The organism is Prevotella veroralis, from assembly GCF_018127765.1.
Classification (GTDB): Bacteria; Bacteroidota; Bacteroidia; order Bacteroidales; family Bacteroidaceae; genus Prevotella; species Prevotella veroralis.
Window position 1 is genome coordinate 763,903 of the sequence record NZ_CP072331.1, and the last position, 14,194, is coordinate 778,096.

The window sequence follows — 14,194 nt, forward strand, 5'->3', positions numbered from 1 at the left end:
ACTTTTAATGATCTATTTCCACCTTATTATATTATAGCTCTCCGATTGCTTTCTGAACACTGCTTTGTGCCAACTTAACGGCAATCTCAGCATCAATAATCGCTGTGCGGGCTGTTTGCCAAGCCGTTTGAGCGGTCATGACATCGGTTACTGTCATCACTCCCTCTCGAAAACCAACGTTCGCACAACGTAGGTTTTCCTCTGCAGCCGACATATTTTTATGTGCCGTAGCGAGCTGTTTGTTGGCATCTCTGAGGCGTAGACGACTCTGTTCAATATCAAGTTCTATTTTCTTTTGAGCGTCATTCAGCTCCATTCGAGCTATACTGGTTGCAGTCTTACTGGCACGTATCTTATATTTATTCTCCCCCCATGTCCATAGCGGCATTTGCACAGTTACACCTATATTCCATAGTCCGGAGAATCGGTTTTGGAACCCATTAAAGACGTTAGGGTTCATTACTGTATAGCCACCAGTTAGTAAGATGTGGGGGCGATAGAGTGCAGTAATGAGCTTGGTGTTCTGCTTGCTGATCTCAACTGCATTCTGTAACAAACGCAGTTCGGGGCGTGCTTCGCTGATAGTGGCACTGTCTGATGCAGCTTTTATACGATTATCAAGTTGGGAAGAAGGCGTTGCCTGAATGTCTGCATCCCCTTCGTCAGCTAATAGAATATCCCCATCTAAACTAATACCACATAATTCGCACAATGCCATCTTAGCAAGTGAAACACCACTCTGAATACGTGCTATCTGTAAGTCGGCAGTGTTAACTGCGACATCAACCTTCAATCCGTCAGCCCTTGTAGCTACTCCTTCGTGGATCATCTTTTTGACATCGTCGTCCAGTTTCTGTGCTAAGTTGCGATATTGAAGAGCAAGTGTTTCCTTCTTCTTGAGCGATACTGCCAACCAGTAAGCATTATCTACACCATATAGAACAAGCTGTCTTTTCAGGTCAATGTTGTTCTGTGCTACTTGCTCACCAAGGGCTGCCATGTCATTAGCCGCCTTAATAGCTCCACCCATGTAGATCGGTTGACTCACGAGAATCCCACCTGCATATACGTTCTTCGTGTTGGTTCGGAAAGCGTCTTTGATAGTCGTTCCGATGTTATTGGCAGCCTGTGTAAGGGGAGAGGCGATATTGTTCAACACCTGTCCCAATTGCTGTGCTGTTTGTGGACTAATAATCCCTTGTTGTGCAAGGGTGGTCAGATTCTGTCCCAACTGATTACCCAACTGTCCCACAGAATTCGTCCCTAAATTGGTAAGGGCAGACTTCTGTTTACCATTCAAGATTGATACCTCACGTGAGAAATGTTGGTATCCTGCAAGTCCATCTACCCTTGGTAAGTACTTTGTCTTGGCTGCCTTATGTGCGTTCTCAGCAACATCAGCAGTCATCTTAGATATCTTTAATTGTCGATTGTTCCGCAAAGCAAGCTCCCGACACTGCGTTAGTGACAACACACCTTGCGCCTGTATGCCATGGAGAGAACAGAACAATATCACAAAAGTAAATAGTCTTCTCATTTACGATAGTTACGCTATTAAATTAATAGATGCAAATATAACCTTTTTAAATGACTTATTACTCAAATAGAGGTCACTAATCCTTAAATTAAAAAAAAGAGCCTATTTTTAAGGAAATATAGAACAACTTTAGAAATAAATAACTATCTTTGCAACCTCTATCTGTATTAAATACAAAGTAAGAAAACATTTCACCGTGACAAAGAAGAGCTTTTTTTATCGTGCTTTCGATCTATATTACGATGGCTTCAAGCACATGACTTTGGGCAAGACATTATGGATGGTGATTATAGTTAAGCTAATCATTATCTTCCTTGTGCTTAAAGTTTTCTTCTTTCCGAACTATTTGAAGCAACGGACGAAACCAGGTAAAGAAAGCGAATTTGTTGAACAGCAGCTCTTGAAAAGATAGCTGATAAGAGGGCACAAGTAGTTTGCTCCTAATCTAAATGACAGTTACATCAATTCATAACAATTAATAATTAACAGAGAAACAATGGAAAACCTACTCTTAACCATTGACCCAGGAACAGTTGACTGGTCGCGTGCGCAGTTCGCACTAACAGCCATCTATCACTGGTTATTCGTCCCATTAACGCTTGGATTAGCGGTTATTATGGGTATTATGGAGACCTGCTATTACCGGACACGTAAGGAGTTTTGGCGCTCAGCAGCCCAGTTCTGGCAGCGACTCTTTGGTATTAACTTTGCCATGGGAGTGGCTACTGGTATTATACTTGAGTTCGAGTTTGGTACCAATTGGAGTAATTACTCTTGGTTTGTTGGCGACATCTTCGGTGCTCCACTGGCAATAGAAGGAATCCTCGCGTTCTTTATGGAGTCCACATTCGTTGCTGTTATGTTCTTCGGATGGTCGAAGGTCTCTGCTGGTTTTCACCTTGCTTCGACATGGTTAACAGGCTTAGGCGCAACGCTATCAGCGTGGTGGATTCTTGTTGCTAACGCTTGGATGCAATATCCAATAGGCTGTACTTTCAACCCAGAGACGATGCGTAACGAGATGACCTCATTCTTGGACGTAGCTTTAAGTCCATTTGCTATTGACAAATTCACCCATACAGTCACCTCTGCTTGGGTACTTGGTGCAGCCTTCACTGTCGGTGTAAGCTGCTGGTATCTATTGCGTAAACGCCACGTGGAACTCGCTAAGCAGAGTATTAAGATAGGTTCTATCGTTGGTTTGGTAGCCTCTCTTTTAGCAGCATCTACAGGTCATGAGTCTGCTTACATGGTAGCTCAAACACAGCCAATGAAGCTTGCAGCGATGGAAGCATTGTATGAGGGAGGCAATAGCCAGAGCCTTACTGGTATTGCAATGGTCAATCCTTTTAGCCAACCAGACTATATGAATGAGTCTGAACCACCTATGCGTGTGGCTGTTCCAAATATGTTATCAATCCTCGCAACTAAGTCTACTACTGGCTATGTTCCTGGTGTTCGAGACATTATCAAGGGCTATACTAAGGCAGATGGAACCAAAGAACCATCCTTGAAAGAGAAGCAGGAAAGAGGCAAAAAAGCCATTCAAGCACTCAAAGACTATCGTGCAGGAAAGGACAAAGAAAGCAATGAGAAGATCCTTGACCATGATATGAAATACTTCGGATATGGCTATATCAAGGATGCCAATCAACTGGTACCTTTCATTCCAATTAACTTCTGGGCGTTCCGTATAATGGTAGGTCTTGGCGGCTTATTCATCCTTGTCTTCGCTGTAATGTTATTCCTTCTCTATAAGAAAGACATTACTCGTCCACGTTGGTTACAGTATTTAGGAATAGCGTTGATACCGCTCGCTTACATTGCAAGTGAGAGTGGTTGGCTTGTTGCCGAGTTTGGTCGTCAACCTTGGACAATACAAGACATGCTACCTACTTGGGCTGCTGTTAGCGACCTGTCAAGCGGTGGTATCGCCTTCACCTTCTTCCTCTTTCTTGTGTTATTTACGGCTATGTTGACCGCAGAAGTTAGTATTATGTGTAAGCAAATAAAGAAAGGACCAGCTCTATGACATACTATTTCCTACAAAACTATTGGTGGTTTATCATCTCACTATTGGGTGCGTTGCTCGTTTTCTTACTATTCGTACAAGGCGCAAACTCGATGATCTTCCAGTTAGGAAAGACCCCCGACGACCGCAGAATGTTGATTAACTCCACTGGAAGAAAGTGGGAGTTCACCTTTACAACACTTGTTACATTCGGCGGGGCATTCTTTGCTTCATTCCCATTGTTCTATAGTACGAGCTTTGGAAGTGCTTATTGGATATGGTTATTGATCTTGTTTACATTCATCATACAGGCTGTTAGCTATGAATTTCAGAACAAGGCGGGTAACATCTTTGGTGTTCGTACATTCCAAACATGCCTTATCATCAATGGTATTCTTGGTCCGTTGCTCTTAGGCGGAGCTGTTGCAACCTTCTTCACAGGCTCTAATTTCATCGTAGAAAAGGCTAACATCACCAATAGCATGCAACCCGTTATCTCTCATTGGGCTAATGGTTCACGTGGACTTGACGTCTTACTCAATCCTTGGGTAGTCATCTTTGGTATTGCAGTGGTGTTCTTAGCACGCATCCTTGGTACGCTTTACATTAATAATAATGTGAACGATGACACAATCCGTACCCGTGTTCGCAAGCAGTTATTGGTTAACACCATTCTATTCTTGCTCTTCTTCTTACCTTTCCTCATTGTTACTTTGTTCAGCGAGGGCTATGCGGTAAATGAAGCAGGTACTATCGTCATGGAACCAATGAAGTATTTTAACAACCTACTAACGATGTGGCCATTGGCTATTATCCTTATTGTGGGTGTTGTCCTACTTCTTTTTGGAATCATCAAGACCATCCTTAAACCCAATTATGTACGTGGTATATGGCCTGCAGGTATAGGAGTTGTATGTGTGGTATTGGTTCTCTTCCTCATTGCAGGATGGAACAACACAGCTTACTATCCCTCTACTGCCGACTTACAGAGCTCTTTGACCATTCAAAACAGCTCATCAAGTGAGTTCACACTCAAGGCTATGTTCTACGTAAGTTTCCTCGTTCCATTCGTCTTGGCATACATTGTTTATGCTTGGAGAGCCATTGATAAGAAAGCTATCGACCGACAGGAAATAACAGAGGATGACCATGCTTATTAAGAAGTAAACGTATTTTTTATATACAAATAACCATCAGAGGTGGGAGAGAATACCGATAATAAGGTATTTCTTCCACCTTGTTTTTTCCCCTTAAAGATAAAGGGAATAACGATATTGAGCGTCCTCTGTGTACTATTCATCATTTTTTATGTATCTTTGCAGGGCTCACAACCTTTTTTGGAAAGTGTAAGATGAACTAAAGATAATGGCAATGAAGAAGGGATTAGTACTTGAAGGAGGAGCCATGCGTGGGCTTTTTTCCGCTGGTGTAATAGATGTTCTCATGGAAAACAACCTATCGCCAGATGGCGTTATAGGTGTTTCTGCGGGTGCAGCCTTTGGTTGCAATATGAAGTCGAAACAGCCGGGACGTGTCATAAGGTATAATAAGAAGTTAGCACATGACTGGCGTTATGCCTCTTTCCGTTCGCTTCTTACGACTGGCGACTACTTCGGTGGCGAGTATGCCTACCATTACATGCCTCGCAAATTAGACTATTTTGATGTCGAAACATTCCGTAATAACCCTATGGAGTTTTGGGTTGTTTGTACGAACGTAGGCACTGGCAAGGCGGTATATAAGCGTTTAATGGAGGTCAACGACGCTTGTCTCGAATACATCCGAGCCTCGGCTTCAATGCCGATAGCCGCTCGCATTGTCACAGTAGAGGGCAAGAAACTCTTAGATGGTGGTATTGCCGACTCCATCCCATTGCGTTTTTTCCAAGAGCAAGGCTATGATCGTAATCTTGTTGTGCTCACTCAACCAGCTAATTACGTAAAGAAACCGAACAAAATCATGCCACTCATGCGTCTTTGGTTGCGTCGCTACCCTCGTATTATACGTGCTTTAGAACAGCGGCATATCATGTATAACAATCAGTTAGAGTATGTTCGTCAAGAAGAGAAAAAGCCCAACACACTCGTCATACGACCTAAGAAGCCTCTTACCATAGGGCATATTTCGCACAATCCAGACGACATGCAGGCTACATACGACCATGGAAGAGAGGTCGCCACAGAGCATTTGGAGGAGATAAAAGCGTTCTTTTGCATACGAAGATAGTATCACCAATAGGGACAAACGTCCTCGTCTGGAAACCCCTCCCAGCCTCCCCCAAGGGGAGGAACGCCTAATGATAACCTATTTGAATGGTTCTTTCTATCCAAAGGAATGCCACACAGTAGGGACAGACGCCCTCGTCTGTCCGCATAAGGGAGGCTGCTTGTAATGTAAGGTGGAATATTGGAGCGGACAGACGAGGGCGTCTGTCCCTACTGTGAAGTGTCACCTCCTAACCTCTCTCCGAATGGAGAGGGGGAGTAGATAGTACCATTTCCCATAGGACTAACAACTCGTTTACTTGTCAACTATCAACTCACCAACTCTACCTAATCATAATTTTGAATTGTGAATTATGAATTTTGAATTAGAAAAAGGCTCCCTTTTCTTACTTGCTCATAGCCAATCCGCTACGTTTCGGGCGTTTGTAAGAGCGGTAATCATCAAGTTCTATTTCCACCTCAGGCTCTTTCAGTTCACCTTCTGACGGTAGTTGGAACTTCATATACTTAATATTCAAGCCTCGTTCAATCCATTGGTTCTCATAATAAGTATGGATTCCAAGGATCTCACGAGTCTTCTCGTCCATCTCATTCTCAGCCGTTTTCGCACCTTCCTTCAACTCATTTCCATAGAGATCTTCCGTTCGGAAGAGTACTGGGAGGCTATTCACATTCACCATGTAAGTGGTATATGTGAATAAGAAGTTCGAGTCCGTCTTTAAGTGAACGATACCTCCATCCACCAAGAAGTGGCGGTATCGGTTCATAAAGAATGTAGATGTTAAACGCTTGTGATAGTTCTTCATCTGTGGATCAGAGAAGGTTAACCATATTTCTTGCACCTCATTTGCATCGAAGAAGCGGTCGATTATCTCGATACTCGTGCGCAGGAACGCTACATTCGATAGCCCTTCCTCCAGTGCCTGTTTAGCTCCTGTATAGATGCGAGCACCCTTGATGTCAACACCAATGAAGTTGATATCAGGATAAACACGCGCTAATCCGACGGTATATTCACCCTTTCCGCATCCTAACTCAAGTACAATGGGGTTGTCGTTATGGAAGTATTGCTCCCTCCAATGCCCTTTCATATCAAAAGGAACCTCACTGATGACACCGAAGGGATACTGAAAGACGTTCTTAAACGTCTCCATCTCTGCAAATTTCTGTAGTTTACCTTTACTCATGCTGCAAAGTTACAACAAAAATAAAGAATGTTATGTCAGTTCAAGTAAATTCTTCTTTCCATCGCTTTCAATCGGTTGCTTCTTATAGCACAAACCTTCAGCTATAGGCTATGAAAAGCCTTCCCTCCAACCCCTCTCCGAATGGCGAGGATCGAGGGGGAGCATTGCCTGTAAATGAAGGAGGCGTTTCTTTGATGCAAGGAAAGGCTTTCTTCGATGGGAAGAGAGGCTTGTTTACATTTGAAGAAAGGCTTTCTTGCAAGGAGGAAAGACTAAGCTAATGGAATACAAGGGTGTGTTTGCAACTATGGATGTTTGTTGGTATCAGTAGAAAATAGTAACTTTGTGCCCGTTATTATGGAATAATTTATATTGAAACTAAACTTTTGAAATAAGATGATGGCACCACAAATAGAATATTCTGATAGAGAGGAACGACTCGAGTTCATACAAGACCGTTATCATTGTAAAGCCCCTTCTTGTGGGCGATGTGGTTCGTGTGCTTTGCCAGATGGTGTACCTGCTGTAGAATACTTTGCCGATTATATTGATGGGAAAGTGGAGTATGTAAAGCTCGCAGCAAAGGTCTGGGACTATTAACGTCGTAACTTTGCAGGTGGATAGAAAAGTGGAGTTAACCTCCTTGAAGTAAACACCCTAAAAGGGGAAACTTCTATTGCATCAGCTCTTGATATTGGTGTGTCTTTGTGATACAAACCGCAGTTTATACCACAAAGATCCTTGTCCTGAAAAGGGAAAGAATTACTCCAAAGTCGTAATTATAATGAGGAAAGACAATGAATGACAGACAGACCAAGTCAGATACTGTGCGTGGTCGTATTCGTGGAGAGAGTTTTAAGGGTAATTACGGTAGATAGATTCTCCCACTTTTTTCTACTGAGCCATAGCTTATTCAAAGTTTCTAACAATATTATAGTTTGTAGGTTTGTATTTAAAAGGAAAAAGAGTATGTCATTAGACATACTCTTCTGTGATCCGCATGGGGTCGGTGGTAACACAATATGGGATCAGGATGGTTGCGTTGAGTGGTAGCGTAATATGTTTGTAATCAGCAAAGTACACTACTTTTTTGAGAACGATGGTAAGACTGATTTTATCAAGTGGTAACACATTGGTAACACAAATACCTCATTGGTAACACATTTTTGACCCGCAATGCCATTTGGTTATATAGCACACGAAGAAGAAATCTGCCGTAAATAAATCAAAGATCATCGTTTGGAGAGTAGTCTGAATGAAGCTCTTTGGGAAGAGACTTTATCGGCACAACTAAAATCCTCTAAATAACAATACAAAGATAACCAATATCCATGAAAGTTCCAAATTTCATTTTAGTTCCTTTAACAGACAATTATCGAGTATTCCCGATACCTCTTATTAGATATTGAAACACAACATCTAATGAAGTTCATACCTCAATTTTGTGGCAGATATTTTTTCCATAACTTTGCAAAAGTTACCGACTAAAGAATGTTAATATTATGCTTTGCCCCTGGAAGCATCTTATTGAAGCATAGACGCTATGATGTCTTGGGGATAATAGCATGGAACATCGGCCTTGGTTTCTGTTTTGAGGAACAACACCGCGTGTATCTTTTGCCCCTTCTTGATGAATGGCAAGCGGCTGGCTCTACTCACTAATTGCTCATATACGCTCTGTGCCTCGTCACGTTCTCGCCATTTGCATTCAGCCACAAGGATGTGCTTCTTGTCAAGCGACTCGGCTACGAGGTCGAGTTCTATTTGCTCATAGTCGTTACAGCCGTATTCTTTTGGTATGCCGCCCCACCAGCGTGAGGCAATGCCATAGACAACGCCATCAATTTCGTTGCCCGTTACGAAGTCGCGACAAATCTTCTCCCATATCTGACCAACGTATGTGCTGAAGTCCTTACGAATAATATCCATCACGAGATTCTGCCGATCAAGTTCAATGAGATATTTGTTGGGATTAATGAATTTATAATAGAAAGAGAGGAAGTTGTCCCCAAGACGATACAGCCCCTTCTTGCTGCTCCTCGGATTATCGCCGAAAGGTATATCCTTTTCCACATAGCCCAAATCGGTCAGAATACTGATGGGCTGAGAAAGATTGGTAGTGGGCTGCTGCATACGACCGGCTATCTCCGAAATGCGATTTACCCCATTGCCCACTGTAGTAAGCAATGAAAAGGAGGTTGCCGTATCACGACGCTCGTCACGGAGCAACCGAGTTGGTTCATCGTATAGCGTACCGTAATTGTTGACCAATAGATTGCGCACCGCCTCTTCCAAACTATCGAAGTCTGCACGAAGTTCCCAATAACGTGGCACACCACCCCAAACAGCATATTCTTCGACTGCCTCTTGGTCGGAACAATGCAAGGCTTCTTTGATGTAAGGTAAGCGCAGCTGCTTTAGCTTTGGCTGCCAGGCACAGCGTTGATACAAGGGAGATTTCTCGTTGAGTACCAACGAGTGCATCATCAACTGGGAGGAGCCACAAAGAATCAGGTTGTATTTCAGTTTCTTGTTATCCACCAATCGTTGAATGATGGAAGGCAGCGAAGGATCGCTCTTGGCGAGATAGGAAAACTCATCTAAGCAAACCGATGTGTTTTCCTGGGCATATAGATTGATAGAGGTGAGTACCGTTTCCCAATCATGGTATGACACATGGTCGAATCCATCAAATGTGAATGAGACGGTCTTGGCAAAGGAATCTATCTGCTGCTGCATCTGTGCCTCCTCGCTCAGATGATAGACATCCTGACTGGTCAGAACATGCTTGATGAGTTCTGACTTGCCTATGCGCCGTCTGCCGTAAATCACAATCAGGACAGGTCGTTTAAGTGCAAGTGTGCGCTTGAACGTAGCGGTTTCTTCTATTCTATCTATAAATTCCATATCGCAAATAATTATGTTTGCCAAACATTATGTTTTGCAAAGATAAGATTTTAATCAATATCAACATACAAAATCTCTAATAATTTTTAATCCTAAGCAAAATTATGTTCTAGAAAGATAATGTTTGACGAACATAATATCTGTTTGGGTGAAGTGAATACCGTGAATGACACCTTTCATGCAAATAATAACACCTTTGGAAGAACTTTTAGGTTTGCACATACAGCAAGGCTACTTCCCTAAAAAACTCATTCTATCCTATAGCTTCCTATACCAAAAGTTAAATAGTTGGTTGGTTGGCACAGTTTGCGGGTTTCGTCCTCTTTTCTCCATATTTTTGTCTATATTTTTGCAGCAATGAATCGCGAAATCACGACAAAGTGATTACCCCAACGATATAGTACAATGAAAGTAGATGGATTCTTGCACATCATTACAGCGCCTAGTAATGGGCGAATAGTTCTTACTTTAATGTGCCATCGCATATTGCCTGGCATAATTAAAAATTCATCGATATGAAGAAGATTAAAGTAGAACGACTCGTCCGCCCCATAGAATGGGTGCGTAAGACGAAGATTGGTGAACTAAGGGTTGCCAATGTGCCTTTCGAGAAAGAGCACAGTGTGAGAAATGTTATCAGTAAGTACAACACTGGGTATGGTCGTCGGACGGGCAAATTTGTCCATGTAGCCTACAATTTGGAGGCCGAGCGCATGGGTATTTTTGTGATTTCGCGAGAGGAACGTGAAAATGAACTTAATGGAAATAAAGATGCACAAAATTGGAAAAGCAAATTCCCCAAGAGTTTCTTCGAAAGAGACAAGTGGGAGATTGGAACAGAGCATGATTAAGTCCATGCTTACTGCCAACGGTATCGTAGATGCAACGGACACAGTCTATACCGTGCCCGACATCGCAAAAATGTTGCAGCGCAAGGAGTGTACTATCCGCCGCCGGATAGAGAAAGGCCAGATCCCAGCCCACAAGATGGGACGCTGCTGGTACATCCTGAAGTCGGAACTGGTGGCGGGACTGAGAGATACTTAGCGAATCCTCTAAATAACAAGTGACTAAGTAAGAAGCCCCCAGCCGACCCGCTGCGAAGCCAGTCGGCTGGGGCATTTTTTGTGGACATTGAAATTATTAGAGGATGAGATGATACCCAAGACCATTATAGAAAAGATACTCGACGCGGCACATATAGAAGATGTGGTGGGCGAGTTCCTGCCGCTCCAGAAGCGCGGCACCGTCTATCGTGCCCTGTGCCCTTTCCACCAGGAGAAGACACCATCATTCACGGTTACGCCCAACCGCAGCATGTTCTACTGTTTCGGCTGCCATAAGGGAGGCGACGTGATAACCTTCCTGATGGAGCATGAGAACATGACCTACCCGGAGGCCGTAAAATGGCTGGGCAGGAAGTACGGCATAGAGGTGGAGGAACGTGAGGAAACCATCGACGAGAAGCAACAACGACTGAAACGCGAGTCGCTGCTGATTGTCAATGCCACTGTGCATCAGCATTACCGTGAGGTGTTCCTGCGCTATAAGCCACCCCAGGACTATGCCTACCACCGCTGGGGGCAGAAGTATTGCGACGAGATTGAGATAGGTTTTGCGCCCATCGACGGCAAAGCCCTCGCTCGTCTGCCCTTGCAGAAGGAGTTCCTTCAAGAATTGGGGCTTACCAACCCACAAGGCTACGACTTCTTCCAGAACCGCATCGTCATCCCCATCAAGGACCGCTATCAGCACATCATCGGCTTCACGGCAAGGGTGATGGACGACGGTCAGCCCAAATACCTCAACAGCAAGGAGTCGCTGCTCTACAGCAAGCGCAGCACCGTCTTCGGACTGGACGTGGCATGGCGCGCGGCAGGCAAGACCGGGCAGATGTACCTCGTGGAAGGTGCACCCGACTGTATGCGTCTGCACGCCATCGGCATACAGAACGCCGTGGCCGACCTCGGTTCGGCATGGACAGCCGAGCAGTTCCAACTCATCAAGAGAGCTGCCAGCAAGGTATGCTTCATACCCGACAACGACCCTCCTAAGGGCGGAGCCGACTACGGCACGGGCATCGAGGCGGTGATGAAGGCAGGGAAGCTCGCCACCGAGCAGCACCTTATCGTGTCGGTCAAAGAGGTACCCACCACCGAGGAAGGCAAGAAGGAAGATCCCGACACCTATTTTAGGAACCAAACCTTTTTCAAAGCCGTGGAGGAAGAGGATTTTATCCTGTGGCTGGCTGCCAAACTCTTTGAAACGAGCGGCAACACTGAGCAGAAGAGCGATGCCGTGAAGCAGATAGCCCATCTGCTGTCCTTCATCGACGATGACACCAAGCTCACCATGTTCATTGATGCCCTCACCAAGTACCACCGGGGCAAGCTCTTCTGGCAGAAAGCCATTGAGAACGAGCGGACGAGGCGCGACAGTCCGAAGGAGGACGACATCGACCTAAACCGCCAGTACGGTTTTTGGATAGACCGCGGCAAATACTTCTCCACCACCGAGAAGGGCGGCGTGCTCGAGTGGAGCAATTTCACGCTGACACCGCTTTTCCACATCAAAGACCCGCTCATGGCCAAACGCCTCTACCTGCTCACCAACGAACTGGGCACGAAGGAGATTGTGGAGATGGAGCAGGAAGACCTGATCTCGCTACAAAAATTCCGTCAGAAACTCGAATCGCTCGGCAACTTCATCTGGAAGGCCGGTGAGAAGGAACTCATCAAACTGAAAAGTTTTCTCTACGAAAAGACCGAGACGGCCGCGCAAATCAAGCAGTTGGGCTGGAACAAGAAGGGGTTCTTCGCCTTTGGTAACGGCATCTTTGACGGCCGGCAGTTCCACGAGGTCAATGAGTACGGCATCGTCCACCTGGGCGAGAAGGGCAATTTCTATCTTCCTGCCTTCTCCCGGATATACAAGGAGAACACCGACTACTTCCGCTTCGAGCGACAGTTCGTGCATTTCAATTTCTCCATGATCAGCCTTCAGGACTTCACCCGTCAGCTCTTCCTTGTCTTCGGCGACAACGGCAAGATCGGCTTCTGCTTCTATCTCGCCACGCTCTTCCGCGACATCATCACCCTCACCACGCGTTCCTTCCCCATCCTCGACCTCTTCGGTCCGAAAGGTTCCGGCAAGAGCGAGCTGGGGCATACCCTCATGTCGTTCTTCGTGATCGACAACATACCGCCCAACATTCAGAACTCCACCATTCCCGCCCTCAACGACACCGTGGCTGCCGCCGCCAACGCCCTGGTGCATATTGACGAATACAAGAACGGCATCGACACCGCCAAGATCGAGTTTATCAAGGGCCTGTGGGACGGTACGGGGCGCACGCGCATGAACATGGCCGCCGACAAGAAGAAGGAAACCACCGCCGTGGATGCCGGCGTGATTATCTCCGGGCAGGAGATGCCCACGGCCGACATCGCCCTCTTCAGCCGACTCATCTTCCTCTCGTTTCCCAAGTCCGACTTCACGGAAGATGAAAAGAAGAATTACCAACGGTTGCTCATGATGCGTTCCAAAGGAATGACACACTTAACTATACAACTCTTGGCTCATAGGGAACAGTTTGCCAAAGCCTTTTATGACCAGTATCATTTGATATTGGATGATGTGAACAAACGGTTAGGCAGCAGGAATATCATCGATCGCATAGTGCAAAACTGGGTGGTTCCACTTACTGCCTTCCGATGCTTGGAAGGCAAGTTGGATTTACCCATCGCGTATTCAGATGTGTTGAATGTCACGGTTGAGGGCATCATACACCAGAACATGGAGTGCAAGACCAACGACGAGCTGGGTAGTTTCTGGCGCATGGTGCAATTCCTCAATAGTGAGGGCGAGATTTACGAAGATGCCGATTTTAGGATTAGAGCCGTTAGCCGCTTCCACTCCAGTACCATCACTGAAACGGAATGGCCGGAACCGCACAAGATACTCTACCTGCAGAAGACCCGCATCTTCATGCTCTATAAGCTTAATGCCCACCGCAACGGTGAGACCTCCCTGCCCGAGGAGTCGCTACGTTACTATCTGGAAAACAGCAAAGAATATCTGGGCGAGCAGCGCATGACCTACCACGTCATTAAAAAAGGCAATCAAGTCCTCGACTTTGAGCACCGCGATGCCAAGGGGCAGCCCACCAAGATGTCCGTGCAGCAGCGTTCCTACTGTTTCGACTATGAAAAGCTCGTCGAGGCGTTTGACATCAATTTGGAGATGACGAGAGAGGAAAATAATAGTTAAATACAACCTGTGAGTTGTATAGTTCAAATATATAACTTATCTTTGCAACATAAAAGAA

Annotated in this window: 12 protein-coding genes; 9 read left to right on the forward strand and 3 right to left on the reverse strand. The window is 45.2% G+C overall.

Translation table 11 applies throughout. From position 1 onward, the window contains the following. Positions 1-31: 31 nt before the first annotated feature. The gene (locus J5A55_RS11250; protein WP_004382225.1) at positions 32-1,537 is read right to left on the reverse strand and encodes a TolC family protein; all 1,506 of its coding nucleotides are present in this window, start codon (positions 1,535-1,537) and stop codon (positions 32-34) included. 196 nt (positions 1,538-1,733) lie between these two features. Between J5A55_RS11250 and J5A55_RS11255 the strand changes: the two genes are divergently transcribed. The 4 genes from J5A55_RS11255 (at position 1,734) to J5A55_RS11270 (ending at position 5,774) form a co-directional block, all read left to right on the forward strand. Continuing rightward, positions 1,734-1,949, forward strand: coding sequence for a DUF4492 domain-containing protein (locus J5A55_RS11255; protein ID WP_004382224.1), 216 nt, complete (start codon positions 1,734-1,736; stop codon positions 1,947-1,949). Between the two features lie 84 nt (positions 1,950-2,033). Next, the gene (locus J5A55_RS11260) at positions 2,034-3,569 is read left to right on the forward strand and encodes a cytochrome ubiquinol oxidase subunit I (RefSeq protein WP_004382223.1); all 1,536 of its coding nucleotides are present in this window, start codon (positions 2,034-2,036) and stop codon (positions 3,567-3,569) included. Next, the gene (locus J5A55_RS11265) at positions 3,566-4,708 is read left to right on the forward strand and encodes a cytochrome d ubiquinol oxidase subunit II (RefSeq protein ID WP_004382222.1); all 1,143 of its coding nucleotides are present in this window, start codon (positions 3,566-3,568) and stop codon (positions 4,706-4,708) included. Before J5A55_RS11260 ends, J5A55_RS11265 begins: the two co-directional genes overlap by 4 nt. A gap of 211 nt (positions 4,709-4,919) precedes the next feature. Continuing rightward, positions 4,920-5,774, forward strand: coding sequence for a patatin-like phospholipase family protein (locus J5A55_RS11270; RefSeq protein ID WP_039851089.1), 855 nt, complete (start codon positions 4,920-4,922; stop codon positions 5,772-5,774). A 385-nt stretch (positions 5,775-6,159) separates the two neighbouring features. Here the strand turns inward: J5A55_RS11270 and trmB are convergent, their stop codons facing one another. Next, positions 6,160-6,960, reverse strand: coding sequence for a tRNA (guanosine(46)-N7)-methyltransferase TrmB (gene trmB / locus J5A55_RS11275; RefSeq protein WP_004382218.1), 801 nt, complete (start codon positions 6,958-6,960; stop codon positions 6,160-6,162). A gap of 110 nt (positions 6,961-7,070) precedes the next feature. On the opposite strand from trmB, the gene J5A55_RS11280 reads away from it, so the two are divergent. Both J5A55_RS11280 and J5A55_RS11285 read left to right on the forward strand, forming a co-directional pair. Then, complete coding sequence (locus J5A55_RS11280) at positions 7,071-7,241, forward strand: hypothetical protein (RefSeq protein ID WP_004382217.1); 171 nt, start codon at positions 7,071-7,073, stop codon at positions 7,239-7,241. 115 nt (positions 7,242-7,356) lie between these two features. Continuing rightward, entirely contained in the window at positions 7,357-7,560 is a 204-nt protein-coding gene (locus J5A55_RS11285) for a hypothetical protein (protein ID WP_004382216.1), read from the forward strand. Positions 7,561-8,484: 924 nt separating this feature from the next. Here the strand turns inward: J5A55_RS11285 and J5A55_RS11290 are convergent. Continuing rightward, on the reverse strand, positions 8,485-9,867 hold the full coding sequence (locus J5A55_RS11290; RefSeq protein WP_004382215.1) for an ATP-binding protein: 1,383 nt from the start codon (positions 9,865-9,867) through the stop codon (positions 8,485-8,487). 515 nt (positions 9,868-10,382) lie between these two features. On the opposite strand from J5A55_RS11290, the gene J5A55_RS11295 reads away from it, so the two are divergent. The 3 genes from J5A55_RS11295 to dnaG all read left to right on the forward strand — a co-directional run bounded on the left by J5A55_RS11295 (position 10,383) and on the right by dnaG (position 14,136). After that, a complete protein-coding gene (locus J5A55_RS11295) occupies positions 10,383-10,718 on the forward strand; it encodes a hypothetical protein (protein ID WP_004382213.1) in 336 nt (111 codons plus the stop codon). A gap of 4 nt (positions 10,719-10,722) precedes the next feature. After that, complete coding sequence (locus J5A55_RS11300) at positions 10,723-10,914, forward strand: helix-turn-helix domain-containing protein (RefSeq protein ID WP_082239087.1); 192 nt, start codon at positions 10,723-10,725, stop codon at positions 10,912-10,914. Positions 10,915-11,022: 108 nt separating this feature from the next. Further along, positions 11,023-14,136 (forward strand): DNA primase, encoded by a 3,114-nt coding sequence (gene dnaG, locus J5A55_RS11305; protein ID WP_004382211.1) that lies wholly within the window; start codon positions 11,023-11,025, stop codon positions 14,134-14,136. Positions 14,137-14,194 lie beyond the last annotated feature (58 nt).